The sequence below is a fragment of the Pseudomonadota bacterium genome, from assembly GCA_039028155.1.
Taxonomy (GTDB): Bacteria; Pseudomonadota; Alphaproteobacteria; order SP197; family SP197; genus JANQGO01.
In genome coordinates this window covers 1-24,193 of record JBCCIS010000017.1, presented here as the reverse complement: position 1 = coordinate 24,193, position 24,193 = coordinate 1, and the positions used below count along the sequence as shown (strand labels likewise).

General features: G+C 61.9%; 24 protein-coding genes and 1 tRNA gene. 16 read left to right on the top strand and 9 right to left on the bottom strand.

The features are described 5' to 3' along the window. Nucleotides 1–4: 4 nt before the first annotated feature. Complete coding sequence (gene tyrS / locus AAF563_11140; protein MEM7121823.1) at nt 5–1,258, bottom strand: tyrosine--tRNA ligase; 1,254 nt, start codon at nt 1,256–1,258, stop codon at nt 5–7. Nucleotides 1,259–1,357: 99 nt separating this feature from the next. Here tyrS and AAF563_11135 point away from each other — a divergent pair, with 99 nt between their 5' ends. Beyond that, nucleotides 1,358–2,455: an anhydro-N-acetylmuramic acid kinase gene (locus AAF563_11135; protein ID MEM7121822.1), complete on the top strand. Its 1,098-nt coding sequence runs from the start codon at nt 1,358–1,360 to the stop codon at nt 2,453–2,455. On the opposite strand, the gene AAF563_11130 is transcribed toward AAF563_11135, so the two are convergent. Beyond that, nucleotides 2,456–3,121: an alpha/beta hydrolase gene (locus AAF563_11130; GenBank protein MEM7121821.1), complete on the bottom strand. Its 666-nt coding sequence runs from the start codon at nt 3,119–3,121 to the stop codon at nt 2,456–2,458. Between the two features lie 195 nt (nt 3,122–3,316). On the opposite strand from AAF563_11130, the gene cysE reads away from it, so the two are divergent. The 8 genes from cysE (at nt 3,317) to AAF563_11090 (ending at nt 9,932) form a co-directional block, all read left to right on the top strand. Continuing rightward, nucleotides 3,317–4,036, top strand: coding sequence for a serine O-acetyltransferase (gene cysE / locus AAF563_11125; protein MEM7121820.1), 720 nt, complete (start codon nt 3,317–3,319; stop codon nt 4,034–4,036). Nucleotides 4,037–4,058: 22 nt separating this feature from the next. Further along, nucleotides 4,059–4,523: an Rrf2 family transcriptional regulator gene (locus AAF563_11120; GenBank protein ID MEM7121819.1), complete on the top strand. Its 465-nt coding sequence runs from the start codon at nt 4,059–4,061 to the stop codon at nt 4,521–4,523. Between the two features lie 18 nt (nt 4,524–4,541). Beyond that, entirely contained in the window at nt 4,542–5,645 is a 1,104-nt protein-coding gene (locus AAF563_11115; GenBank protein ID MEM7121818.1) for a cysteine desulfurase family protein, read from the top strand. A 10-nt stretch (nt 5,646–5,655) separates the two neighbouring features. Beyond that, the gene (locus AAF563_11110; GenBank protein MEM7121817.1) at nt 5,656–6,843 is read left to right on the top strand and encodes an aminotransferase class V-fold PLP-dependent enzyme; all 1,188 of its coding nucleotides are present in this window, start codon (nt 5,656–5,658) and stop codon (nt 6,841–6,843) included. Between the two features lie 72 nt (nt 6,844–6,915). Then, nucleotides 6,916–7,248 (top strand): ferredoxin family 2Fe-2S iron-sulfur cluster binding protein, encoded by a 333-nt coding sequence (locus tag AAF563_11105; GenBank protein MEM7121816.1) that lies wholly within the window; start codon nt 6,916–6,918, stop codon nt 7,246–7,248. Nucleotides 7,249–7,361: 113 nt separating this feature from the next. After that, a complete protein-coding gene (locus AAF563_11100; GenBank protein MEM7121815.1) occupies nt 7,362–8,624 on the top strand; it encodes an alpha/beta hydrolase in 1,263 nt (420 codons plus the stop codon). Between the two features lie 19 nt (nt 8,625–8,643). Then, nucleotides 8,644–9,774 (top strand): tRNA 2-thiouridine(34) synthase MnmA, encoded by a 1,131-nt coding sequence (mnmA, locus tag AAF563_11095; protein ID MEM7121814.1) that lies wholly within the window; start codon nt 8,644–8,646, stop codon nt 9,772–9,774. Between the two features lie 82 nt (nt 9,775–9,856). Further along, nucleotides 9,857–9,932, top strand: a tRNA-Met gene (locus AAF563_11090). Nucleotides 9,933–10,000: 68 nt separating this feature from the next. On the opposite strand, the gene AAF563_11085 is transcribed toward AAF563_11090, so the two are convergent. Further along, nucleotides 10,001–11,248 carry a hypothetical protein gene (locus tag AAF563_11085; protein MEM7121813.1) on the bottom strand — a complete coding sequence of 416 codons (1,248 nt, stop codon included), beginning with the start codon at nt 11,246–11,248 and terminating at the stop codon, nt 10,001–10,003. A 455-nt stretch (nt 11,249–11,703) separates the two neighbouring features. On the opposite strand from AAF563_11085, the gene AAF563_11080 reads away from it, so the two are divergent. Both AAF563_11080 and AAF563_11075 read left to right on the top strand, forming a co-directional pair. Beyond that, the gene (locus AAF563_11080; protein ID MEM7121812.1) at nt 11,704–12,204 is read left to right on the top strand and encodes a hypothetical protein; all 501 of its coding nucleotides are present in this window, start codon (nt 11,704–11,706) and stop codon (nt 12,202–12,204) included. A gap of 484 nt (nt 12,205–12,688) precedes the next feature. Continuing rightward, entirely contained in the window at nt 12,689–13,060 is a 372-nt protein-coding gene (locus tag AAF563_11075; GenBank protein ID MEM7121811.1) for a VOC family protein, read from the top strand. Between the two features lie 160 nt (nt 13,061–13,220). Here the strand turns inward: AAF563_11075 and AAF563_11070 are convergent, their stop codons facing one another. Next, nucleotides 13,221–13,577, bottom strand: coding sequence for a hypothetical protein (locus AAF563_11070; GenBank protein MEM7121810.1), 357 nt, complete (start codon nt 13,575–13,577; stop codon nt 13,221–13,223). A 25-nt stretch (nt 13,578–13,602) separates the two neighbouring features. Next, nucleotides 13,603–13,860, bottom strand: coding sequence for a metalloregulator ArsR/SmtB family transcription factor (locus AAF563_11065; GenBank protein MEM7121809.1), 258 nt, complete (start codon nt 13,858–13,860; stop codon nt 13,603–13,605). Nucleotides 13,861–14,293: 433 nt separating this feature from the next. Here AAF563_11065 and AAF563_11060 point away from each other — a divergent pair, with 433 nt between their 5' ends. Next, a complete protein-coding gene (locus AAF563_11060) occupies nt 14,294–14,638 on the top strand; it encodes a hypothetical protein (GenBank protein MEM7121808.1) in 345 nt (114 codons plus the stop codon). Between the two features lie 31 nt (nt 14,639–14,669). On the opposite strand, the gene AAF563_11055 is transcribed toward AAF563_11060, so the two are convergent. Beyond that, nucleotides 14,670–15,731 (bottom strand): D-cysteine desulfhydrase family protein, encoded by a 1,062-nt coding sequence (locus AAF563_11055; protein MEM7121807.1) that lies wholly within the window; start codon nt 15,729–15,731, stop codon nt 14,670–14,672. A gap of 288 nt (nt 15,732–16,019) precedes the next feature. Here AAF563_11055 and AAF563_11050 point away from each other — a divergent pair, with 288 nt between their 5' ends. Next, nucleotides 16,020–17,768 carry a hypothetical protein gene (locus AAF563_11050; protein ID MEM7121806.1) on the top strand — a complete coding sequence of 583 codons (1,749 nt, stop codon included), beginning with the start codon at nt 16,020–16,022 and terminating at the stop codon, nt 17,766–17,768. Nucleotides 17,769–17,774: 6 nt separating this feature from the next. Here AAF563_11050 and AAF563_11045 read toward each other — a convergent pair whose 3' ends face one another. Next, the gene (locus tag AAF563_11045) at nt 17,775–18,668 is read right to left on the bottom strand and encodes an OmpA family protein (protein MEM7121805.1); all 894 of its coding nucleotides are present in this window, start codon (nt 18,666–18,668) and stop codon (nt 17,775–17,777) included. 151 nt (nt 18,669–18,819) lie between these two features. Between AAF563_11045 and AAF563_11040 the strand changes: the two genes are divergently transcribed. After that, nucleotides 18,820–19,113: a hypothetical protein gene (locus tag AAF563_11040; GenBank protein MEM7121804.1), complete on the top strand. Its 294-nt coding sequence runs from the start codon at nt 18,820–18,822 to the stop codon at nt 19,111–19,113. Nucleotides 19,114–19,297: 184 nt separating this feature from the next. Here AAF563_11040 and AAF563_11035 read toward each other — a convergent pair whose 3' ends face one another. Then, nucleotides 19,298–20,953: a choline dehydrogenase gene (locus AAF563_11035; protein ID MEM7121803.1), complete on the bottom strand. Its 1,656-nt coding sequence runs from the start codon at nt 20,951–20,953 to the stop codon at nt 19,298–19,300. Between the two features lie 234 nt (nt 20,954–21,187). Beyond that, nucleotides 21,188–21,658 carry a tetratricopeptide repeat protein gene (locus AAF563_11030; GenBank protein ID MEM7121802.1) on the bottom strand — a complete coding sequence of 157 codons (471 nt, stop codon included), beginning with the start codon at nt 21,656–21,658 and terminating at the stop codon, nt 21,188–21,190. Between the two features lie 324 nt (nt 21,659–21,982). Here AAF563_11030 and AAF563_11025 point away from each other — a divergent pair, with 324 nt between their 5' ends. Then, on the top strand, nt 21,983–23,131 hold the full coding sequence (locus AAF563_11025) for an agmatine deiminase family protein (protein MEM7121801.1): 1,149 nt from the start codon (nt 21,983–21,985) through the stop codon (nt 23,129–23,131). Between the two features lie 115 nt (nt 23,132–23,246). Further along, a partial coding sequence (locus AAF563_11020) for a sterol desaturase family protein (protein MEM7121800.1) occupies nt 23,247–24,193 on the top strand: 947 nt, incomplete at its 3' end.

The following is a 24,193-nucleotide window of genomic DNA, read 5'->3' as shown; positions in this document are numbered from 1 at the left end:
CGAGCTAGGCGAGACGCAGCAGCGCGTGACGTTTCTTGCCGGCGGAGAGTTTGATGGTGCCGTCGCCATCCAGATCGTCGGGTCCGAGTTTGTGAAACTCGTCGTTGACGACCTTGTCGTTTACCCGTGCGCCACCACCTTTGATCAAACGTCGGGCCTCGCCGTTTGAGGCGGCGAGACCGGTCTCCTTCAGCCCTTCATAGAACGGGAAACCCTCGTCCAACTGGTCGCGGGAAATGTCGGCGACGGGAAGGGCATCGCCGCTGGCGCCTTCCTCGAAGGTGCGGCGCGCGGTCTCCGCCGCGTCGGCGGCCGCGGCCTTGCCGTGGCACAGGCGCGTGGCCTCGTTCGCCAGGACCTTCTTCGCTTCATTGATCTCCGAGCCGTCTAGCGTCTCGAGCCGTTCGATCTCGTCTTGCGGCAGATCCGTGAACAACCGCAGGAAACGCCCGACATCGGCGTCTTCGGTGTTGCGCCAAAACTGCCAGTAGTCATAGGGCGAGCGCATCTCGGCGTTGAGCCAGACCGCGCCCTCGGCGGTCTTGCCCATCTTGGCGCCGGACGCGGTTGTGATCAGTGGCGTGGTCAGGCCCCAAAGCTGGGCATCGGCCATGCGACGGCCAAGGTCGACGCCGTTCACGATGTTGCCCCACTGGTCCGAGCCGCCCATCTGCAGCACGCAATCGAAGCGCCTGTAAAGTTCGACGAAGTCATAGGACTGCAAGATCATGTAGTTGAACTCGAGAAAGCTCAGCGGCTGCTCGCGGTCGAGCCTGAGCTTGACCGAATCCATCGTCAGCATGCGATTGACCGAGAAGTGGCGGCCGGCATCACGCAGGAACGGCACCAGCTCCAGTTCGCTGAGCCATTCGTCGTTGTCGACCATGATTGCGTCGCTCGGACCATCGCCAAAGGTCAGAAAGCGTTCGAAGATCTTGCGGATGCCTGCCTTGTTCTCGGCGATCATGGCATCGTCCAGAAGCGGGCGCGCCTCGTCGCGAAACGACGGGTCGCCGATCTTGGTGGTGCCGCCGCCTATCAGAACAATGGGCCGGTGACCGGCCTGCTGCAGGCGCCTGAGCTGCATGATCTGCACCATGCTGCCGACATGCAGGCTGGGTGCGGTGCAGTCGAAGCCGATATAGCCGGTGATGATGCCCTTGCTCGCGGCCTCGTCCAGCGCATCGATGTCGGTGCACTGGTGCATGAAGCCACGCCAGAGAATTTCGCGGATGAAGTCGGATTGGGTCTTGGACATGGCGCGTTTCTGGATAACCGGCGAAACCGTCCTTCGTGACGGGGCGCGTCGTGTAACATAATCGCCATCGCCCCTCAAACGCAGGCGTCACAGCAGGAGATCCAGTTGGCTGAGAACGGTTGGTTGACCGCGATAGGTCTGATGAGTGGCACGTCGGTCGATGGCGTCGACGCCGCATTGCTGAAGAGCGACGGCCATCGTGTGGAACGCATCGGCAAGCCGGTGACGACTACCTACGACGACGGGGAGCGTGACCTTATCCTTGCGGCCCTGGGTGGCGCCGGCGACGTCCTGGCGGCCGAACGTGCGCTAACCCTTCGGCACGTCGACATTGTTCGATCGTTACTTAAGGAAAACGACCTAACTGTAGAAAATATAAATGTTATTGGATTTCATGGCCAGACCATCATTCACCGTCCTGACGAGGAGCTGACATGGCAAATTGGCGATGGCGCCTTGTTGGCCCAGCGCTGCGGGATCGACGTCGTTGCCGATCTACGCCGCAGCGATATGGCCCGGGGCGGTCAAGGCGCGCCCTTTGCGCCACTTTATCACGCCGCCCTTGTCGCGGATCTGAAGACCGAAGTGCCGGTCGCCGTGCTGAACCTGGGCGGTGTCGCCAACATCACGTGGATCGGCGACGATCGGATCATCGCATTCGACACCGGTCCCAGCGGCGCCTTGCTCGACGATTGGGTGCGCCGGCATACGGACCAGCCGTTTGATCGCGATGGTCTGCTGGCCGCCAGTGGGCAGGTCCATGACGAACGGGTCGATGTGGTGTTGCGCAACCCTTACTTCGCCCGGCCCGCGCCGAAGTCGCTCGACCGCAACAGCTTCTCGATCGATTTGGAAGGTTTGTCGCCCGCCGACGGTGCGGCGACGTTGGTCGCGCTGACGGCGCGCACTGTCGCGATGGGGTCGGACGTGGTCCCGCAAGCGCCGAAGCTCTGGATCGCGTGTGGCGGCAACCGCCTCAACCCGACCATTCGTGGTGCCATTGCCGATCGCGTGACGGGCGAGGTGGTGACCGCCGAGGACGTCGGTTGGAATGGCGACGCCATCGAGGCCGAGGCATTCGCCTATTTGGCCATCCGATCGCTGAAGGGATTGCCGCTCAGCCTACCCACGACCACCGGCGTCGAAGCGCCGACGACCGGAGGCGCCCTCTACAAGGCGCGAACCTTTACCGGCTGATCAGTCGTCTTCCTCGATGACCAGGTTGTAGTGTTTGGTGTGGTCGGCGATGTAGCTGTCGACGATGCCTTGCAGTTCGTCCAGCTCGCGCTCAAAGAAATGACCCGCGCCTTTGATGATCTTGTAGGTCACGTCATGCTTCTTGCGGTCCAGCCGCTCGGCCAGCTTGCCGACGGCGTTAGGGTCGACGACATCGTCCTGGTCGCCCTGAATGATCAGGCCATCGCACGGACAGGGTTCCAGAAACGCGAAGTCGTAGTGATCGGCCCCGGGGGCGACAAAGATAAAACCGTCTACTTCGGGCCGGCGCATCAAGGCTTGCGCGCCGATCCAAGCGCCAAACGAAAAGCCAGCGATCCAGCAGCCGACGCGATCGGGATTGTGAAGCTGCAGCCAGTCCATCGCCGCGGCCGCATCGGCCAACTCGCCGACACCTTCGTCGTAGTAACCTTCGCTGCGTCCGACGCCTCGAAAGTTGAAACGCATGACCGAAAACCCGGCCTGCGCATAGGCGCGGAACAGCGTGTAGGTGATCTTGTTGTTCATGGTGCCGCCGAACTGCGGGTGAGGGTGCAGCACCACGGCGATCGGCGCGTTGCGGGCCTTGCCGTGGGTGTAGCGACCCTCCAGGCGGCCGTCGGGACCATTAAATATGATATCGGGCATGAGTTCCTAAACGGGGCAGAAAGCGCTGATTTCAGCACTTTTTGGGGGATGGTTCTGGCGAAATTGTGTGCGGCCGGAGAGCCGAGAATACTTGACCGGAGCAGTCGGGCTTTCTATCTGTATGGGGTCCGATGATACGCGCGGTTCGCCGCCCGCGGTTCGGGCGTGTCGATGAGTTGAACAAGGACACCCCCCATGCTGAAGGCGCTTCGCGAGGAAATCGACTCCGTATTCGGCCGCGACCCGGCTGTCAGGACCCGGCTTGAAGTCGTCCTGTGCTACCCCGGCTTTCACGCCATTCTCTTTTATCGTTTTTCTCATTGGCTTTGGCTTAAGCATCTGAAGCTGATCGGACGACTTATGTCTCATGTCGGTCGCGTCTTGACTGGAATCGAGATTCACCCCGGCGCGAAGATCGGTAAACGTTTCTTTATCGATCATGGCATGGGCGTTGTTATTGGCGAGACGGCCGAAGTCGGTGACGACGTGACGCTCTACCACGGTGTGACCCTTGGTGGAACCACTTGGCAAAAGGGAAAGCGGCATCCGACGTTGGGCAATGATGTCGTTGTTGGTGCCGGCGCAAAAATCCTTGGCCCGATCACGGTCGGTGACGGCGCGCTTGTCGGTTCCAATGCGGTCGTCGTGCGCGATGTGCCGCCGGGCGTGACGATCGTCGGCATACCTGGTCGCGCGGTCGATCAGGCCAACAAGGAGTCCGAGCCGCACTTCGCAGCCTACGGCGCTTCGGCGCAAGACATGCCGGACCCGGTCAGCAAGGCGATCAACGGACTGCTCAATCACGTCAGTGTTCTTGAAGCGCGTATCAAGGAACTGGAAACCAACCGCGTCGACGGTATCGACGTTGTTGAACCGAACGATCTGGAGATCGACGAGGAACGTCGAGACATCTAACGCAAGGGAGCGTGACGCCGCCATGAAACTCAGCAGCAAAGGTCGTTATGCGGTGATGGCCATGGTCGACTTGGCCTTCAACAGTGATGGACGCCCGGTGTCGCTTGCCGAGATCGCAGCGCGCCAGGAGATCTCGCTGAGCTATCTCGAACAGCTTTTCGGCAAACTGCGCCGCGCCGAACTGGTCGCTAGCGTGCGCGGCCCGGGCGGCGGTTACCTGTTGGCCAATCCGAAGAGCGAGATCTGCGTCGCCTCGATCATCGACGCGGTCGACGAGCCGATCAGGGTGACCCGGTGCAAGGGTGATGCGGAGCCGGGACAAGGCTGCATGAAAGACAAGAGCCGTTGCCTGACCCATGACCTGTGGGAAGAGCTCGGCAATCACATCCGCGACTTCATGTCGTCGGTGACGCTGGAGGATATCTGCGAGCGCCGGGTGTGCCGCGCCGTGCCCGAGTTCGACGAGGATATTGTCGCAGCCGAATAGGGTGCAGCTGCCGGTTCCATGACTCCCAGCGTTTACCTCGATTACAACGCCACCGCGCCATTGCGGCATGAGGCACGCGATGCTGTGTTGGCCTCGCTCGAGGTCACCGGCAATCCGTCGTCGGTGCACGGTTTCGGTCGGGCAGCCCGCTCGATCTTGGAAACCGCGCGCGAAGAGGTCGCGGCGCTGGCCGGTGTGGCGCCGCGCCTGGTGACGTTCACGTCTGGCGGTACGGAAGCCAACCAGATGGCGCTGAATGGTCTGGCGGTCGAGCGTGTTCTGATCTCGGCGGTCGAACACCCGTCGGTCCTGAAGGCGTGCGACAACCCGACGATCATACCGGTCGATGACGCGGGCCGCGTCGATCCCGATGCATTGGATACGCTTCTGGCAGCGGGGCAGGGGCGTGCCCTTCTCTCCGTCATGGCCGCCAACAACGAGACCGGTGTCATTCAGCCGCTCGCCGATATCGCCAACGTCGCCCATCGCCACGATGCCGTGCTCCATGTCGATACGGTCCAGGCGGCGGGCAAACTTGATCTCGACGCCATCGACGCGGATCTCATGACCCTGTCCGGTCACAAGCTCGGTGGACCAGCCGGCGCCGGCGCGCTGGTACGCAAGCGCGAGTTGCAACTTCGCCCGCTGATGCGTGGCGGCGGTCAGGAGCTCGGGCTTCGCGCGGGAACCGAACCGCTGTCGGCGATCGCCGGTTTCGGTGCCGCCGCGCGCGCCTGTCTCGATGACGACGTGACGTCGTGGCGTTCCCGTCGCGACCGCCTGGAAGCTAATGTGATGGCTTCGACGACATCGGCTGCCGTCGTTGCTGGCGATGTTGATCGTCTGGCCAACACCAGCGCGCTCGCCATGCCCGGCGTCGGCGCGGAGACCCTGGTCATGGCCTTCGACCTGGCCGGTGTGGCGGTGAGTGCCGGTTCCGCCTGTTCATCGGGCAAGGTCGGACCATCACATGTCTTGACCGCCATGGGACGCGACGATATTGCCGCCAACACCGTGCGTATAAGCCATGGCTGGGCGACCACCGACCACGACATCGACGTTTTCCTGGCCGCGTGGACGGATATCGCACGCCGACTTGGCGGCGGCCAGCATGCGGCGTAATAGGTAGGGCATGACGACAGAGCGCAACATCAAGACCCCGGTCTATCTGGACTATCAGTCGACGACGCCGGTCGACCCGCGCGCGCTGGAAGCCATGTTGCCGTGGTTCACCGAAAAATTCGGCAACCCCCATTCGACCAGCCATGAGCTGGGCCGCGAGTCCGCCGAAGCTGTGGAGGAGGCGCGCGGCAAGATCGCCGACTTGGTCAACGCGGACCCGCGTGAGATCGTCTTTACGTCCGGTGCGACGGAATCGAACAACCTGGCGATCAAGGGCGCTGCGCGCTTTGAACGCGCCCACCGCAACAAGCGCGACAAGATTGTCTCCGTCGTTACCGAGCACAAGTGTGTCATCGAGAGCGTCAAGGCGATGGAGGCCGAAGGGTTCGAGACCGTCTTCCTGCCGGTCGGCGCGAACGGACTGGTCGATCGCGCGGCGCTGGACGCCGCCGTCGACGACCGCACGGTGCTGGTTTCTATCATGGCCGCGAACAACGAGATCGGCGTGCTGCAGCCTGTCGCGGAGATCGGTGCGCTGGCCCGCGAACGCGGCGCGCTGTTCCACACCGATGCTGCCCAGGCGATAGGCAAGACGCCGATAGATGTCGAGGCGATGACGATCGACCTGATGAGCATCTCCGGTCACAAGGTTTACGGTCCCAAGGGCATTGGCGTGCTCTATATGCGACGGCGGCCGCGGGCCCGTCTTGAGCCGCTGTTTTCTGGTGGCGGGCAGGAGCGCACGATCCGATCCGGGACGGTGCCGACCCCGCTCGTCGTCGGTCTGGGCGAGGCCGCCGCGATCGCCAAGCGGGAGATGGGCGAGGAGGGCGTGCGTCTAGGCGCGCTGCGCGACCACCTTTGGCAGGGCATTCAGAAGCGCATTCCCGACGTCGCCTTGAACGGCGACCCGGATGCGCGCTTGGCGGCCAACCTCAACATCGCCTTCGACGGCATCAAGGCGCTCGACCTCATCGAAGGTATGCCGGATCTGGCGGTTTCGACGGGTTCGGCCTGTACCTCGGCCGTTGTCGAGCCCTCCTATGTTCTGCGCGCGCTGGGCCTGGATGATGATCGAGCCGGCAGTTCCATCCGCATCGGCCTGGGTCGTTTCACCACCGAGGCCGAGGTTGAATTCGCCCTCGACCACCTCGCCGAGGCGGTCTTAAGGCTGCGTCAGCACTCCTCGGCGGCGTGACCGCGATCCGCTCTAAAGCTGGACGCGAACAGCCGCTTCGGATTAAAAGCGCGCCGCAAAGACGGAGAGTACATGCCCAAAGTGACGTTTATTGACCGGGACGGCACCCGGATCGAGGTCGATGCCCCGGTGGGCCTTTCGCTTCTGGAACTCGCGCACCGCAACAACATCGACATTGAAGGGGCGTGTGAGGGTTCTCTGGCGTGTTCGACCTGTCATGTGATTGTCGACGACGACGATTTCGACCGGCTTGAGGAGCCGACTGAGGACGAGGAGGATATGCTCGACCTCGCCTTTGGCCTGACCAAAACGTCCCGGCTTGGCTGTCAGATCATCGTGACAGAGGAACTCGACGGCCTGACCATCTCGCTGCCGCCGGAAACCCGCAACATGATGGCGGACTAGTTCCGGGCCCACTTTAGGCGGACGTAACCATCAGCCGACAACTCCGACTCTTCAAAGGCCCGCTAGGCGGTCTGATTCTCAGACCCTGGTTCGACCGTCTGGCCTTGCGCTTCATGGTCGGCACCTATTTCCCAATCTCGCGTCTGTGGGCGGCCAGTGAAACTGCTGGCGACGACCTCTCGGGCTACGCGGAGAACGTGCCGATAGAGCTGCCGAACGGCAGCCGGCGCGCGCGCCTACAGAACGTCTTGGGGCACACCATGCTGGCGCGCGTCAGCGCCGAGCAGGCGGAAGCGGATTGGCAGGACGCGATGTTCACCAACACCAGCGGCGCGCGCCTGGACGACCTGACGGTGCGGCGGCGGCAGTCGGTCGGCACCTACATGATGGCGCGCATGCGGTTTCGCTTCCTGCGCCGGCGCGCGCCGGCGATACGTTTCGCGACGATCACACCGGACGAGGCGCAAAGGCGGTACGGCGCATCGTGCGCCGATCCTGCGGCGTTCTTCGCTGCGCCGTCGAACCCGCCGGCGGTTGAACAGTCGCGTTCCATCAACGGCGAGGGTTTTGTTCAAAGCTGGCTGCGCTTCGCTAGTCCGACCGCCGCCATGGGCGACACGGTCTGGGCCCATGTCTTCGAGCCGCCCGACGGTTACGATCACACGGTGATCATCTGTCACGGCATCGGGATCGAGGCCGACATGTGGGACAGCTCGCTGCACTTCGCGCCGCAGTTCGCCGGTCGACGCATTCGCGTGATCGAACCGGAAGCGCCCTGGCATGGTCGCCGCCGTCCGCCGGGCGTGCACGGTGGCGAACCATTCGTCGCTCACGGCCCGATCGGCGCGGTCGAGGAGTTCCAGGCCCACGTCGCGGAGATCGCGTGCCTGATCGGTTGGGCGCGGGCGACCGGGCCGGGCAGGGTGGCGGTCGGCGGCATCAGCATGGGTGCGCTGAACAGCCAGCTGGCGATCGCCCATGCCGGCGCCTGGCCCGAGGCCATGCGCCCGGACGCCGCGCTTCTGGTCACCACGACCGACCGGCTCGACGAGGTCGCCTGGGACGGCAGCTTCGCGACCGGCTTCCACACCGCCGAAGCCTTTGCCGAGGCCGGCTGGTCGCGCGAGCAGATCCACGACTGGATGCCGTTGACCGCACCCATCGGCGAGCCCGGCATCGACCCCGATCGCATCATCATGATGCAGGGCAGCCACGACACGATCACGCCGTTCCCCGGCGGCCTGGCCTTCGCCCAACGCTGGGGGATTCCCGAGAAGAACCTCTTCATCCGCCGCCAGGGCCATTTCTCCGTGCCGCTGGGCCTGACCCGCGACGCCAGCCCGGTGGCCCGCCTGGTCGAGATCCTCAACACTTGAACCCGGCGCCCGCCGCCCTATGTTGCGGCCCATGAACACGCTTGGATTCGATAAGCCGGAAACGGCCACCCGGGTCGTCGTCGCCATGTCGGGCGGGGTCGACAGCTCGGTCACGGCCGCGCTCCTCAGAGAATTCGGCTATGACGTGGTCGGCATCACGCTGCAGCTCTATGACCACGGCCAGGCGATCCAGCGCCCGGGAAGCTGCTGTGCCGGCACCGACGTGCACGATGCCCGCCGCGTCGCCCAGATGCTCGATATGCCGCACTATGTGCTGGACTATGAGTCCCGCTTCCGCCAGGCGGTCATGGACGACTTTGCCGACACGTATCTGGCCGGCGCGACGCCGATCCCGTGCGTGCGCTGCAACCAGCGGGTCAAGTTCGCCGACCTCATGTCGACGGCGAAGGACCTCGGCGCGGATTGTCTGGCGACCGGCCACTACGTGCAGCGTATCGATGGCTCGAACGGGCCGGAGCTTCACCGCGGCGCCGAACAGGCGCGCGACCAGAGCTACTTCCTGTTCGCGACCACGGCCGATCAACTCGCCATGCTGCGTTTCCCAATCGGCGCCATGACAAAGGCGGAGGTGAGGGCGCATGCCGCCCGCTTCGGCCTCGCCATCGCCGACAAGCCCGACAGCCAGGACATCTGCTTCGTGCCCAACGGCGATTACGCCGGCATCGTCGCCAAGCTTCGGCCCGGCGCGATAGAGCCCGGCGACATCGTCGATCAAGCGGGTAACGTGCTCGGCCGTCACGACGGCATCATCCACTTCACGGTCGGCCAGCGCCGTGGCATCGGCATTGCCGCCGCCGAGCCGCTCTTCGTGCTGCGCCTGGAGCCCGACCAGCACCGCGTCGTCGTCGGCCCGCGCGAGGCGCTGCAGGAGGCGAGCCTCACCATCAGCAACGTCAACTGGATCGACGGCCGCGCCCTGCCGGACGAGGGCCTGACTGGCGCGGTCAAGCTGCGCTCCATGCAGGCGCCCAAGCCAGCGACGGTGACACCGCTTGAAGGCGCACGCGCCCGCGTCGTTCTCGACGAGCCCGCTGAGGCGGTCGCACCCGGCCAGGCCTGCGTCCTCTACGACGGCGACCGCGTCATCGGCGGCGGCTGGATCGATCGCCGCGAGTCGCTCGCAGCCTAGATCCCGCCGCCTGCACACGGCCAAGCGCGCCACCGGCTTGACTTGGCCGGAGGGCAACTCTATATGCGGCGGACCTTTCTGGGGCGGAGTAGCTCAGTCGGTAGAGCAGGGGAATCATAATCCCTGTGTCGGGGGTTCGAGTCCCTCCTCCGCTACCAGTTTCCCCGGCTTGTGAATCCCTTTTTGCGGTTGGGCACACTACCAGGTCGCCAAAAGAGCATGAGATCTATTGCTGAATATGATCTAGCACCGTGTCAATGCGAGCCTGTGTGTTGGGACCAACTGTACCACGCCACTCAGTCAACGCGGACGCAAGGTCCTGACTTTCGGCCGGCGTTAGATTGGGGACGGTTCCTTCAAGCACGACAATCAAATTGTATTTGCCGTCAGCGGATGCTGATGGAAAGAGATCTTCAGCGATCGATACAACTCGCTTGTCGCCCAGATCATAGAGAAACTCTGACGCATACACGCGGACGGTTCGATCGTCCTCACCGGCGGCTGACGTTATCAATGCAAGCTGTTCATCAGTCAGCATCTCAGAGACCATGAATCTCTGATCCTTGTTCTCGCGTAGATACTCTGCAAGCGCGACCGAAACACCAAGCCGAACCCGGTAAATGTGAAAGTCTTCCTCCAGCGCTGCCATCATTAGCGCAACAGCGTCCGCACCTTGCATTGAGAGTTCCTCTCTTGCGTTGCGGCGTACCAGCGCTGAGTCAGAAGTCAGATCGTCTATTAGGGCATCGACGTCCGCAGAAGTCTGCGCCAATGCGCTGGAAAAAATTGTTAGTTCCCCATCTTTAACCAGTTCCAGCCCACCAGGAATTGGGCAAGGACCGCTCCGCACCGTCTTGTTCTCTGCGCCATCGACACCGGTGAGTTCTTCGGTGCTTGCGTTGAAACGCCACTGAATGATTTTTCCACTACCCAAGAACTGTCCAATTGATCGACCTGGGAGGCACGAAAACTCTACGTCTGGCTTTCCCGCCTTCTCGGCATCCTCTGGAGACAACTCCACCACCAAAGTTAGCCACTCACTTTTCACCTCCCGTCCGATGATCACAAACTCATGCCGATTTTCACCTTCGGCACCGGGATATGTCTCGTCGCCAAAGAGCGTTAGATCCGCCTCCCTGACATCCCCATCTATGCGCAACCGGACCAGGTCATCACGCATCAACAAATCGACAAAATAGAGCAATGCAATGGCGATCGCCGCGACACCGGCAACCACAACACCCTTGTATCTAATGACTGCGGTTGAGCCGAAAGCACCGAAGATAATGCCCAGCCCACTACAGGTTATGAGCAACGAGATAGTTTGAGCGACGGCAAGAAAGGCCATGCAAGTGAGGCCAAGGAGGAGCAAGAACAGGCCTACAGCAACGCCGGCTCGAAAGACACCGTCAGACCAGACCGGTGCCTGGTTCGGCGCGTCGTCTACAGCCGTTTCATCGCCGGAGTCTGCCATCGTTCAAATCCGAGAACGCTCGTAAGCAACCTAAGATTGACGGTAATCAGCAATAATCAATAATAAACTGTATGTATCAGATCTACTGACCTAATTCGTGCTCTTAGCACAATACTATAATGTCAGGCTAGCACACGGCACTTCCGATCAACACGAAATTGTGATGGTTCGGTAATTAAGGATGCCGCGGTTGACCGATACTTCAATCAGAGCGAGTGTTTTGGCGACCTTACCCAAGAGTTTCGGGGCAAGCTGCGAGGTAAGGCTGAATCGGGAGTGCGCTATCCTGATTCTGGAAACCTTGCGGAACCCACCAACCAGGTCCGTCCCGGTCGACGTCGCAGTACTGTTGTCGAAGGCCCTGTCATGAGTGGGGGAGAACCGCCCAATAGGAAGTTCAACGAGAGACTCATCGGATTGATGGGAGGCAATTGTTCCATGGTGGAGAAGCGAACATGATAGTTGAACCGACAACGCAGTCGACATCGCCGCCATCCGATAAGCCGTTGGTGGAGAGCCCGGTGCTGGTCGGGATGGATGTGCCACTGTTCTACATGACTGAGCGCGGACCAGTAACGTGGGAGCACAAGGTGTTCTGTGGGAGAGCCTTCGCAGATACTGTGCTGACCGAGATGAACGACATCATGAAAGTTGCTGAACTCGGACTTGTTCACCTTGGCTTCTACAATCCGCGCAAAGCGCGGCGCAGGGATGGCACTCCGATATCGCCGGAGCGCTGGAGCAACCACGCCTTTGGTGAAGCAGTGGACTTCAAAGGTATCGTTCAAACCGATGATACTGACAATTTCCTGGATATCGCGGCGATGAAAACCAGTGCCCCAGACGTTCTCAAGAACATGAGTGAGCGCTGTGCGAACGCTATAGAGGCGATCGGTCGGAAACCAGAGATCGTCGACGAAGGTAGCTGGCTGCACATCGGCATTTGGCCGAAGTAGGTGAGGTAGTTGGCGAGTCTGAGCGGTCGCTTGAACTACGACACTGTTCTGAGAATTCCTGGCTCTGATTGAGTTAGTCCAGAGCTGCTTGTTGCCCGTGAGCAGAAACTAGACTGGTAGGCAAGAAGAGCAATTTAGTCATAGCCTAAGCCAGTAGATCTACATGGGCAGTGGTGTTGCATTGTATGGCGAGTGTGAATCGAAACACTGGACAACAGAGCCCCGGCAGTCCCCTGATGCCAAACAAGCAAGCGTCGGTTAGGTGGGTGTCGACAACGCGCGAAGATTTTGGTGAAGAACCGGTCACGACTTGCAAGAAGCTGTCATGCTCGCGCGGTGTTGTTATTGGTGATCCGCTTTGGCGGTGAGCCGCAATCCCCGTGTTTGAGGTTCTAGTGCCTATTTCGCCGCCATCGGAAACCCATCTAAGTCAGACGCTTAGGTGGGCTTTGTTTCATTCTCTGCGAACCTGTTGGAGCACGTCATGAGTAACCCGGTCTTTCATTTTGAGATCCCTGTGACCGACATGGATCGTGCCGTCGCGTTTTATCAAAGCGTTCTGGAGACTGAATTGGATCGCCAGAGCGTTGACGGTTACGACATGGCTTTCTTTCCACGCGATGACAGCCAACCCGGCTGCAGTGGCGCGCTGGCGAAAGGCGAAGTCTACAAGCCGACGCAGGACGGCTCGCTCATCTACTTTGATGTTGCCGATATCGACGCGGTCCTTGCTCGCGCAACCGCCCTGGGTTCGCGCGTCCTTTACGAGAAAAAGGACATCGGTGACGCCGGTTATGTCGCCGAGTTCGAGGACAGCGAGGGCAATCGGGTTGCCCTCACGCAAGGTAAGGACTGACCAGCGTCCGGCGGCAAACCTCAAAGTATCGTTGCAGCGGGCGCTCTTTTCCGTCGGTTACGTCAATCAAGCGCGCCCATGATCGAATGGGCTCTGTCCTTCGGGGCGACCAATATCTTTGATCGCCCGAAGGACAAACCGTGGGTGAGCGCCAACACGCTTAGCCAACGACCTCCAGCGACCCATGGTCGTCGCAATGGCCGTCATGAGGATGGTGCAAGCGGCCGTCCACCAGATAGCAGACGTGGTCGCCATGGGGGACGGCTTCGTGTCCGCATCCGGGGCCGTGGACATGGTCGTGGTCATGACCCAGGCCGTCGTTTGCAACGGGCGCACAGGGGTCGGGGTTTGTGACGGATACCTCGATGACATGCTCGTCCACGTGATCCTCATGGGGATGGTGAAGGTGGCCATCGTGAAGATAGTCCACGTGATCGCCGTGGCGCACCGCCGTGTGGCCGCAACCAGGGCCATGGACATGCGGGTGGTTCTCGTGCTTCGGGTTCGTGCAAGTCATCGGTGTTTTCCTTGAGTTGTGGGGATTAGAGCGTGTCTTCGGCGGCGTAGTCGAGGATGTTCTGGACCAGCCGGAGAACGTGGTCGTCGTTCAGTGCGTAGTGAACGTGTTTGGCTTCCCGCCGGCGCTTCACCAGCCGGGCGGTGTGCAGCAGCTTGAGTCGCGCCGAGATTGTCGCAAGCTTGTCGCCCTCGGCTTCTGCCAGTTCGCTGACGCATCGCTCGCCTTCGGCAAGGCGCAGCAAAAGGCGCAGACGGGCCGGGTCGCCCGCGGCGCTGAGCATGGCCGCCGCACTCTCCAGAGCCTGGTCCGAAGGAGCCGCGAAAGGGGCGCGCTCGGGATGGGCGCCATGCCCACATGCCGGATCGTCAAGAGATTGCGACATCGTCATCCAATCAATCAATAGATTCATTGAATAACAGATTGTGTTGTAGGCTGCAAGCCCTAAAACAGCTGTTTGTTGCTCGCGGGTAACGAAGGGACGTCTGCACGCAAGGCTGGGGCGGCCGGCATAGGAACGCCGCCAACATGAGAAGGCAGCGTCGCCGCCATCGCGTTGAACGTATGGGTGGGAGATTCTTTGGGGTTGTGGCCTTCGTCTCGGCCATTCCGCTCGACGATGACGCCGATCCACCTGGAATCAGGTCTCGATATAGCTGCAGATAACGATCACCATGCCGACCCTTTGGCAAAACGATCGGATAGGGAGGAAAAAGATGCAAAGCATCCGACGAGTGGGAATCGCTGGCCTGTTGTTCTTCGCTTCAAGCAGCTTGGCATTTGCCGAACCTATGACGGAACAGGTCTTTCTCGATACGCATGTCGGTAACTGCGTGGCGTACACCGGTCCAAGCACCGGCGAACAGTGTTACACCGCGGATGGGAAAACGACTTACACCGACCAGACCTACGGGAACGACAGCGGGACCTGGGAGTATCGAGACGGCGAAGTTTGCGTCAGGTGGTCAAAGGAAGCCGGCGAAGCCTGCGAAGCCTATGTCATGGAGGCTGACGGATCGTTCAGCGCGACATCCGGCTACACATGGCAGGTCATCCCCTGATCCTGCTTGACGTGCCAAACTCGGGAATCCGTTAGCCCGCCAAGGGCTGTAGCTCAATCCTGCCGAACTGGTTTGCGTAGGCATGTATGGCGGGTGAACCGCCGAGGTGCATGAGCAGTACGTTGTCATCCGGCGTGAACCGTCCGGAAGCATTGAGATCAAGCAGCCCGCGAATGGCGCGCCCCTCGTAGACGGGATCAGCGATCAACCCTTCCGTTGTCGCCAACTGGCGGATGCCGTCCTTGATCGCCTCATCAGCGTACCCGTAGGCGGCCTCGTTTGACGCATAGACCTCGACGTCTTCGGCCTTCACCAAAGGCGGAAGCTCCAGAACACCGAGGGCGGCGTTGGCCAGTTCCAACACGCGCCGACTCTTGATCTGTGTTTCGCCGTCATCAGCGACGCCGATAACCCTGGTGTCGATGCCCAGAGCCTTGAACCCGGCGACCAGTCCGGCCTGCGTGCTGCTCGATCCCGTCGTGTGAATGAGGTAGTCGAACGTCATACCCAGCTGGCTCGCCTGAGAGGCCAGCTCAGCCGCACAGTTCAGATAGCCGAAACTGCCAAGCGGATGCTCCGATGCTCCGCCCGGGATCAGATAGGGTCTGTGGCCGTGATTGCGAAGTTGGTCCATGAACTCATCGAGTGGACCTTGATCCTCGATCGGTCGCTCTGTCTCGTCTAGGTAAAGCTCCGCCCCCATCAGGCTGCTCAACAGAATGTTCCCGACATGGCGATAGTTGGGTCCTGCATCTTTTGTCCACGCGCAGTGCAGGAGGGCACACTTCAATCTTGCCTTTGCCGCGGCCGCAGCGGTTTGTCGCGTGTGGTTCGATTGGATGGCGCCAACGGTCACGAGCATGTCGCACGCGCGTTCAATCGCATCGCCAACCAGAAACTCCAGTTTCCGTGTCTTGTTCCCGCCGCCTTCCAGTCCGGTCAGATCATCCCGCTTCATCCAGATGTCCGGTCCTTCCAACGAAGCACCGAAGTTCTTCAAGGCGTGAAGAGGCGTCGGCAGTTGAGCGAGTGAGAACCTTGGCAACGTGTCCAACCGCGAAACGAGTTCCGCCGCCGAGACTGTATCGGACATGTCCATTCTCCCTATCCTCAAGAGCCGACCTGGTCGGGCCTGGTGCTGATGCCCGCCGACCGGTCGTACCAGCGGACGATGGCGGGCGAAACCCACCTTTGCTACCACCAACCCTTTCAGTCATTAACGAGAAGAATCACCTGTGCCGCCCGATCGGCGCATTCGAGACCTGAGGCGGATTGGAACGTGACGGCCGTCCTATGACAGTGCGCAGCGTTCTGGTGTAGATTCACCTCTAATTCGCTTGCGATAGCACCAACCCACCGAGCGCGGATAGAGAGGTCCGAGGTGAGGAAGGTAACCGCGACGGCGCCCCGGTGGGCGTGGCTGTTCCTGGCAGGCCTCGTGATCGTGGCCGCGAATGTTGTCACCCAGCCGGCCCGCGCGGATTTCGGCGACTGCATGGACGCCGACTATCTCAGCAACTTCGGGACATCAGGTGAGCCGCTGGAGATCTACGATCCCATCTCCGGTCTGGTGTGCATTGTCGAGTTCGACATTGCTTATGAAACACCCGGGGGCACGCGCAACATCCGGGGCATCCGTGACATCAACGCCGACTGGGCTTTCCTGCCCGGGGCGATGCCGGAGGTCGAACGCGGCGCGCGTGCCGCGATCGCGGCCCTGGGCACCGTGGGCAACTACCGGGTCGACGACATCACGATCCTGATGCTGGATGACCAGGAATCGGTGATGGCCGATGGCGAGAGCGAACGATCCGTTTTGGGAGTCGCCAATGGTCCGACTCTGGAGAATGAATGCGTGATCACCGCCTACATGTTCGGACCGGGCGGCGACCCCGATGATATCGCGCAGACAATTGCCCACGAGATCTTTCACTGCGTTCAGTCGGAGTCACTCTCGCCCGAGCAATACGACACCGTCACGGGCGGCGGCATCTGGTGGGGTGAGGGATCGGCCGAATACTTCGCGACGCTGGCAGTGCCCGAAGCCGGCGACCTGATGGGCCGCGCTTCCGAGTTCGATGATGGCGTCGCCGCCGGGATGCCGCTTCATGACATCGCCTATGGCATGGCCGTCTTCTTCTACTGGCGCCACAACAGCGCGGGCGGTCCGTCCTATCTGATGCCATTCCTGAGCCTCATGGCGCCGTCGAACGATGCCGCCGCCCAGCGTGTGGCCATGCGTGATGCCATGAGCGAGGATATGTGGTTGGACTTTGTCGAGGCCTATGCGGACCAGGCCATCACCGACCCCAGCGGCAACCCGCTCGGGTTCAGAGAGGTCGACGGCACCGAAATCACGTTTGACGGCAACGAAACGGAGACCGTCACGCTGAGCCCCTTTGTCGTGATGCAGGGTTACGCCGATCACCTGTGCGGGGAATGGCGCGCGACGCTTTCGCCCGGCACGGCCAATATCTCGAGCCGGAAGCTCGATACCAGCGACTGGATCAGGCCGTGGCCCGAGACCATCGACGCGCGGGCCGGCAGCAACGCGAGTTACCGCATGGCCGGCCTCAACACCGGCGACGACGACGTGCGCGTGGAGATCGAAGTGGAGCGCACGGCGTCATGCGATCCCTGCGGCGGCACCAAAGAAATCGACGCCTGCCTGGTCGGCACGTGGTCCTATGCCAGTGGCGGCGCGGTCGAATGGATGAAGTCGCAGGGCATCAACATCACCGCGGCCAACATTACGCCCGGCGATATGACGTTGCGCAGCGACGGGATCTTCATCACCGAACCTTTCGGCGGCAGCCTGACGATCGAGGAGGACGATGCCGTTGGCCAGGGCGTCGGCGACGTCACCGCTGCGACCGGCACGTGGTCGGCAGAGGATGGCATGCTCTACACCTGCCAGGAGACCGGCGGTCTGAGCGGGGAGGTCACGGTAACGACGCCGGACGCCACGATGACCGGACCGGTCAGCCAGCCGGGCGCGGGCATGCTGGAGCAGAGCTACACGTGCAGCGGCGGCACCATGACGACAACCCTCGACTTCCCCGGGTTGGGTCCGATGACGACGACGTTCTCGAAGATCGCCGAAGAGGAAACCTCTCCGTCGACAGAATGACCTTTGTCAGCGCGCGATGATCTCGACCCGGCGGTTCAGCGCGCGTCCTTCCTCGGTGGTGTTGGGTGCCAGTGGCGCCAGGAAACCGGCGCCGGCATGTGCCATGCGGTCGGCTGAAATGCCATAGGTCGAGACGAGCGCGTCACGCACCGCCTCGGCGCGCCGCGCCGAGAGGCCGAGGTTGTATTCCATCGAACCCTGGTTATCGGTGTGACCGACAATGACGATCTGCAGGTCCGGGTTGGCGGTCAGGAAGGCGGCCATCTCCGACAGGGTCGGTTCGCTTTCCGGTTTGATGGTCGCTTCATCCGTATCAAACTGGATGCCGTAGAGCGCGACGCGGCCTGTGTCCGTCAGCTCCGACTGCATTTCCGCCGCGTCGACCATGCGGAAACTCATGGCCTCTTCTTCGGTGACCGTGACGACCGACATGGCCTTGCTGTTGTTGATCGACAGGAAGAGTGTCGCGTGCACGGTGCCGTCGGCGTCCGAGCGGGTGCCCATGACATAGCGATAGTCGAACGACGTCGCCCAGGCCGGCGAATTGCCGAACTGCTCGACGTCGTAGTTGATGCGTCCGCAATCGTCCTGGTCGCAGTCGAGCTTGATAGTGAAACCCTTGTCTTCCAGCGCCTGGGTGAAGTTGCGGGCGATATGGACCAGCGACGTATCCGGCGGGTAGCCGTAGGAGAGGCGGGTGACGGCACCCTCGACGGTCTCGACGGTTCCCGGCGCCGTCGCCACCGCGACTTCGTCGAATTCGCGGGTTTCGTAGGCGCGGATCCAGCTGCCGTCGAAACGGCCGACCAGGGGATGGTCGGCGCTGCCCTCGACATCCTGGGCGAGCGCCGGTGCGGGCGCCAGGATCAAGAGGCATAGCGCTAGAAGGAGAAATCTCATGACAGTACCCATGCGTTTCGCAAGAGCGCTCCCGCATACTGTCAATCAAACGCGCCGGCATGACAACGTTTGCGCCGGAGCTATGCCCTGATTGGACGCCTCACAGACAAAGGCGTATCCTCAAAGCCTCGAAGCTGAAGCGAGGCTTGCGGTGGACAAAAGACGGACACCACGACAACGCCACGAGGAAGCCGAGTTGCTGCGCCAGACAGCGCGCTCGACAACGACGCCCGGTTACTTCCGCTTGCGCGGTCCCGGGCGTCCGCGCGGCAGCAGTCTGGATCACGCCATCGATGTGCGCGACTACTTCGCCGACCTGTTCGGGGCCTTCACCTCCGACGGCAGTTGGCCGAAGGTCGTCTTGGCGGCGATGGTGCTGGCGCCCCAGGCGCTGGCGTGCCTGCTGTTGATCATTGCCATGACAATCGTCCAAGGCGGCGTGTGATCGACCGCTGGCGCGGTAGCGTTCGGTAGTTCGTGGTGTCGAAGAGATTGAAGCGCGTGTAGCTGCAACGCGGGCCTGCTTGTGGCGCGTGGCGCGGCGACCCAGAGCCGGCGAGGCCACATCGTCACGAACAATCACTGTGGCCAAGGCGCCGTCAATCGCGGCATGCCAAGGCGACGACGTGCTACGCTGCCGCGTTCTCCTGGAAATGGTACGTCGCGTGGAATGGCGCGAGCTGTTCCTTACCCCGGATGAAGTCGGCGGCGCGGGCCGCAATCATCTGGGTGGGTGCGTTGAGGTTGGCGCAGGTGATGCGCGGCATGACGGAAGCGTCGACGACACGCAGGCCCTCGATACCGTGCACGCGGAGCTCACCATCGACCACGGCGTCCCGGTCGTTGCCCATGCGGCACGTGCAGCTCGGGTGATAGTCGGTTTCCATCATGCTCTTGATGAACGCCAGGATGTCTCCATCCGTCGTCGCATCCGGGCCAGGGTAGATTTCCGCACCCCGATACGGATCGAAAGATCTTTGCGCAATGACGTCGCGGGCCCGACGGACGCCTTCGACCATCCGGCGGCGATCTTCTTCTGTTGAAAGGTAGTTGAAGTGAAGCAGCGGTTTGTCCGTCGGATTCGCTGACGCAAGATCGATGTGCCCGACGCTGGTCGGTCGCGACTGATCGACGTGCAGCGAAAACGCCTGGTCCAGCCGGATCTTGCCGTCGGGGTCGTAGTTGATGCCCGCTGCGCCGAAGTGGTACTCGGTGTCCGGGTAGTCAGCGTCGGTCGTGCTTCTTACCATTCCGCCGGCCTCCCAGAAGTTCGAGGTGGCGAGGCCCTTGCGGCTGATCGCCCAGCGCGCGCCGGCCATCAGCATCTTCACGGGATTGAGGGCGTCGTCATACGTTACCGGTTGGGTGCACGCGTACTTGACGATGACGGTCGGGTGGTCCTGCAGGTTGCGTCCGACGCCCGGCAGGTCGAGCTTTACCTCTATGCCGTGTTCGCGTAGGTGATCCGCCGGACCGATACCGGACAGCATCAGGGTCTGCGGCGAGTTGATGGCGCCGCCTGAGAGGATGATCTCGCGTTCGGCCTCGATCGTGTGGCTCTCACCCCGGTGCGTGAAGGTAACGCCGGTGGCGCGGTTGCCGTCGACCTCGATCTTGCGGACCATGGCGCTGGTGTAGAGCGTCACGTTGCTGCGCTGCAGGGCGGGGCGCAGGTGTGCCACCGCGGCGCTGCAACGCCGGCCGTTGCGCTTCGTGCTGTCATAGCGGGCAAGACCTTCCGGCTTGTAAGCGTTGAGGTCCTCGGAATGGCCTTGGCCGGACGGTTCGCCGGCGGCCTCGAAGGCGTCGAACAGCGGGTTGTCGAGCGAACCCTTCGTCGTGTTGAGCGGACCTGTGCCGCCGCGCCAGTCGCTGGCACCCCGGTCTGACGTCTCGCCCGCCTTGAAGTAAGGCAGGCACTGGGCATAGTCCCACTTCGGCAGGTTGAAGTCCGCGCCCCAGCGGTCGTAGTCCAGGGGATGGCCGCGCATGTAGACCATGGCGTTGATGGACGACGAACCGCCAACGACCTTACCGCGCGGGATGTCGATGTTACGGTCGTCGATGTCGGTCTCGTCCTGGGTCTCGTAACCCCAATTGAGCTTAGGATCGGTGAAGACTTTGTAGACCCCGGCCGGCACGTGGATCATCAGGTTGCGGTCCCAGGGCCCGGCCTCAAGCACCAGGACCGAATACTTGCCGTCCTCCGACAGGCGGTTGGCAAGGACGCACCCCGCCGAACCCGCGCCGATGATGATGTAGTCCACAGTTTGCCGGTTGCTCACAACAGTCTCCAGACCTCAGTGACGTGCATGCGTCTTGCTTGTGGTCGCTATCGTTTATGCAAGAGCAGACGATGCCATGCTCGCGCATGGAACCATCCAGGCGTGATTTCGCAGTATTCCTTCAGTTTATACGGCAGTCAAAACCATGGGCCGGCCCTTGGCCACTTCTTACGAGCACCACCATGATGGCCATGGGCAATTGCCCTGGAAGGGACGCGAACGCCGTCGCGCGCGTCAGGGCTGCTGGTTCGTTGACCAAGCCTCGGCACGGGTGTTTGCTTCGTCGATCTCAGCGGCCGTCATGCGGTTCGCCAGAACGCTCAGCGCATGCGGTGCGTCCTCGTGGCCGCGTTCAGCGGCCAGCTTCCACCACATGAAGGCGGTAACGCGGTCAACGTCGACACCAAAACCGTTGGCGTAGATGACACCCAGGTGGTTCTGGGCGTCGGCATGGCCCTGGGCCGCGGCCTGTTCGTACCAGCCGATCGCCGCTTCAGCGTCGCGCGGCACGCCACGGCCATAAAGGTACATGTCGCCAAGCGCATTCTGCGCGTCCGCATCGCCGGCCTCCGCCAGCGGCTGCCAGATGGCAAGCGCGGCCGCCTGGTCGCCCTCCTCAAAGGCCGCGAGACCGGCGTCAAAGCACGCGTGCGCGGCCGGGATGGCCATGAGCATCACGACCAAAAACAGCATGACTCGGTGCATGTCATCTCCCTTGTGCCCCAGCAGTCTCGCCCATCGACCGTGCCGCCGCGACCGTCAAGTGAGGCGAAGGCAGCGCCTCGCTAAATGGCCTCCGAGAGCCAATAACATGAGAGAAATCGATTTATCCGATGAGAAATCAGATGTTGCCTCCGACGCCAGAACCCATCAGATAATGCCCTATGGGGCTCATTTGTCAGCATTTGTAAAAGGGCCGTCGCACCGCCGCGGCATCTGCGAAGGATGAGTTGATTTAATTGAATGTGGTGATCTGTACACGGCCCGTGCAGGTTGCGATGAAGGGAAAAGGAGATCGCCGTGTTTGCCATGCCAGGCCTAAGACATCGGTTCGCTATGCCGGCCTTCGCCGCTTTGCTCTCGCTTATGCTGGCGGGTAGCGGTGTGTCGCCGGCGGTCAGCAGCACGACAAAGCGCGTTCCCGCCGAGTGGGAACCCCAGGAGGCCGTCTGGCTGCAATGGCCGGGACGGTGGGAGAAGGCCTATGAGGAGGCCTTCGCCAAGATGTCGACGGTGATCGCGGGTTATCAGACGCTGCATATCCTGGTCGACGACGACACAGTTCGTGATGATGCCCGCGCGGCGATCGCGGACGCCGGCGGCGATCCCGATCATGCCAACATCGTCTGGCACGAGATCGCCAACGACAGCGCGTGGATGCGCGACAACGGGCCGGTCTACGTCGTCGAGGATGGCGAGATGCGCGTCCAGAACTGGGAGTTCGACGCCTGGGGCGGAGCCTTCGGCGCCGACATCCCCTATGGCAAGGATAACCGTGTGCCGGCGGAAGTGGGCGCTTATCTCAACATGCCGGTCGACCACATCGACATCGTTCACGAGCGTGGAAACCTGGAGTTCAACGGCGTCGACACGGTCATCTTGAACTGGAGCACGCTGGGCGATCCCCGCCGCAATCCCAACTATTCGAAGGAGCAGGCGAAGGCGGATCTGAAGGAACATTTCGGCGTCAGCAAGGTGGTGTTCATCGAAGGCGTTGTCGAAGGCGATCTGACCAACGGTCACATCGACGGCATCGCCCGTTTCATCAACCCGACCACCGTGGTCGTGGCCGAGTGCACGGCGAATTCCCTGTGCCAGCCAGGCGAGGGGGGTGACGCCGCGGTCTACGACAACGCGGCCGCCACGATCGCCGCGGCGGGCTTCGATGTCGTCCGCATGCCCATCGAGGGCACGGCCAGCGCCGGCGGTTACACCTTCGACACCAACTACATGAACTGGATCGTCGGCAATGGCTTCGTCATCGCCGTCGGTTTCGACAACCCGGAGACGGACGCTGCGGCGAAGGCGCGGCTGGAAGCCTTCTTCCCGGGCCGCAACGTCTACGTGATCGAAATGCTGGGCTCCTGGCTCGCCGGCGGCGGCGCCCACTGCCACACCAACGACCAGCCGGCCGCCTCGACCATCAACGCGACCCCCGCCGATCTCACAGACAGTTGAGGTTCGCCAACAGCCTCTCGTCAGAGGCAACACGGAGGGGATCGCACTCGCCTGTTTCCTGTGCTACGGCTTTTATTGAGCTGACGGCAGCCGAGGTGAGGCAGGAGGCGCGGTCATGGCGGAAACGACGGTTGGCGCTGACGACGGCGCGGTAAAGGCCGGCGCGGCTAAGGCGGCTTGGCTGTGGCAGCCGCCTCTGCCGATCAAAAGCGCGCCGCTCTTTGCCTGGCCACCGCAACCTGCAGCGTTGGCCAGGTACTTGGTATCGCCGTTCTTTTTGTGGTCGCTGATCCTGCCGTTCGGCGCGCTGGCGACGCTCACCTGGACGTACTTGCAACCGCCGCTCGCCATGAGCGTCACGTGGCAGGTTGACTGGGTTCTATGGGTTTTTGCCCGCAATCTCGGGCTGATGATCGTCGTTGCGGGTGGCCTGCACCTCTATTTCTATACGTTCCAGCGCCAGGGCATGACGCGCAAGTTCGACCCGCGCGACCAGGACCGCGACAATCCGAAGTTCTTCGCGCGCAACCAGATCTGGGACAACATCTTCTGGACCTGCGCCAGCGGTGTCACGATCTGGACGGCCTATGAGTGTTTCTTCCTGTGGGCCTATGCCAACGACTATCTGCCCTATTATCTGGAGTGGACGCGCCATCCCGTGTGGTTCGTTTTGATGTTCGTGGCGATCCCGTTCTGGGCCTCGTTCCATTTCTATTGCGTTCATCGCCTGCTGCACTGGCCGCCGCTCTTTAAGCTCGCCCATGCGCTGCACCACCGGAACGATAACCCCGGTCCGTGGTCAGGGCTCTCGATGCATCCGATTGAGCATGTGCTCTATCTCAGCAGCGTTCTCATCCACGTCGTCTTGATGTCGCACCCCATCCACATCCTGTTCCATAACCAGTGGAACACGTTAGGCGCGGCGACATCGCACACCGGCTACGACAGCATTCTGCTGAAAGACAAGCCGATGTTCATGTTGGGCGCGTTCCATCACCAGCTGCATCACCGCTACTACAACTGCAACTACGGCAACACGTTCACGCCGTGCGACAAGTGGTT

Excerpts from the sequence above, each read along its gene's own strand:
- mnmA (MEM7121814.1), top strand. The coding sequence starts at position 8,644 with ATGTTGCGGCCCATGAACACGCTTGGATTCGATAAGCCGGAAACGGCC.
- AAF563_11055 (MEM7121807.1), bottom strand. The coding sequence starts at position 15,731 with ATGTCCGATACAGTCTCGGCGGCGGAACTCGTTTCGCGGTTGGACACG.
- AAF563_11065 (MEM7121809.1), bottom strand. The coding sequence starts at position 13,860 with ATGCTCAGCGCCGCGGGCGACCCGGCCCGTCTGCGCCTTTTGCTGCGC.
- cysE (MEM7121820.1), top strand. The coding sequence starts at position 3,317 with ATGCTGAAGGCGCTTCGCGAGGAAATCGACTCCGTATTCGGCCGCGAC.
- AAF563_11080 (MEM7121812.1), top strand. The coding sequence starts at position 11,704 with ATGATAGTTGAACCGACAACGCAGTCGACATCGCCGCCATCCGATAAG.
- AAF563_11070 (MEM7121810.1), bottom strand. The coding sequence starts at position 13,577 with ATGACTTGCACGAACCCGAAGCACGAGAACCACCCGCATGTCCATGGC.
- AAF563_11060 (MEM7121808.1), top strand. The coding sequence starts at position 14,294 with ATGCAAAGCATCCGACGAGTGGGAATCGCTGGCCTGTTGTTCTTCGCT.
- AAF563_11105 (MEM7121816.1), top strand. The coding sequence starts at position 6,916 with ATGCCCAAAGTGACGTTTATTGACCGGGACGGCACCCGGATCGAGGTC.
- AAF563_11030 (MEM7121802.1), bottom strand. The coding sequence starts at position 21,658 with ATGCACCGAGTCATGCTGTTTTTGGTCGTGATGCTCATGGCCATCCCG.
- tyrS (MEM7121823.1), bottom strand. The coding sequence starts at position 1,258 with ATGTCCAAGACCCAATCCGACTTCATCCGCGAAATTCTCTGGCGTGGC.
- AAF563_11075 (MEM7121811.1), top strand. The coding sequence starts at position 12,689 with ATGAGTAACCCGGTCTTTCATTTTGAGATCCCTGTGACCGACATGGAT.
- AAF563_11120 (MEM7121819.1), top strand. The coding sequence starts at position 4,059 with ATGAAACTCAGCAGCAAAGGTCGTTATGCGGTGATGGCCATGGTCGAC.
- AAF563_11115 (MEM7121818.1), top strand. The coding sequence starts at position 4,542 with ATGACTCCCAGCGTTTACCTCGATTACAACGCCACCGCGCCATTGCGG.
- AAF563_11130 (MEM7121821.1), bottom strand. The coding sequence starts at position 3,121 with ATGCCCGATATCATATTTAATGGTCCCGACGGCCGCCTGGAGGGTCGC.
- AAF563_11025 (MEM7121801.1), top strand. The coding sequence starts at position 21,983 with ATGCCAGGCCTAAGACATCGGTTCGCTATGCCGGCCTTCGCCGCTTTG.
- AAF563_11085 (MEM7121813.1), bottom strand. The coding sequence starts at position 11,248 with ATGGCAGACTCCGGCGATGAAACGGCTGTAGACGACGCGCCGAACCAG.
- AAF563_11110 (MEM7121817.1), top strand. The coding sequence starts at position 5,656 with ATGACGACAGAGCGCAACATCAAGACCCCGGTCTATCTGGACTATCAG.
- AAF563_11045 (MEM7121805.1), bottom strand. The coding sequence starts at position 18,668 with ATGAGATTTCTCCTTCTAGCGCTATGCCTCTTGATCCTGGCGCCCGCA.
- AAF563_11100 (MEM7121815.1), top strand. The coding sequence starts at position 7,362 with ATGGTCGGCACCTATTTCCCAATCTCGCGTCTGTGGGCGGCCAGTGAA.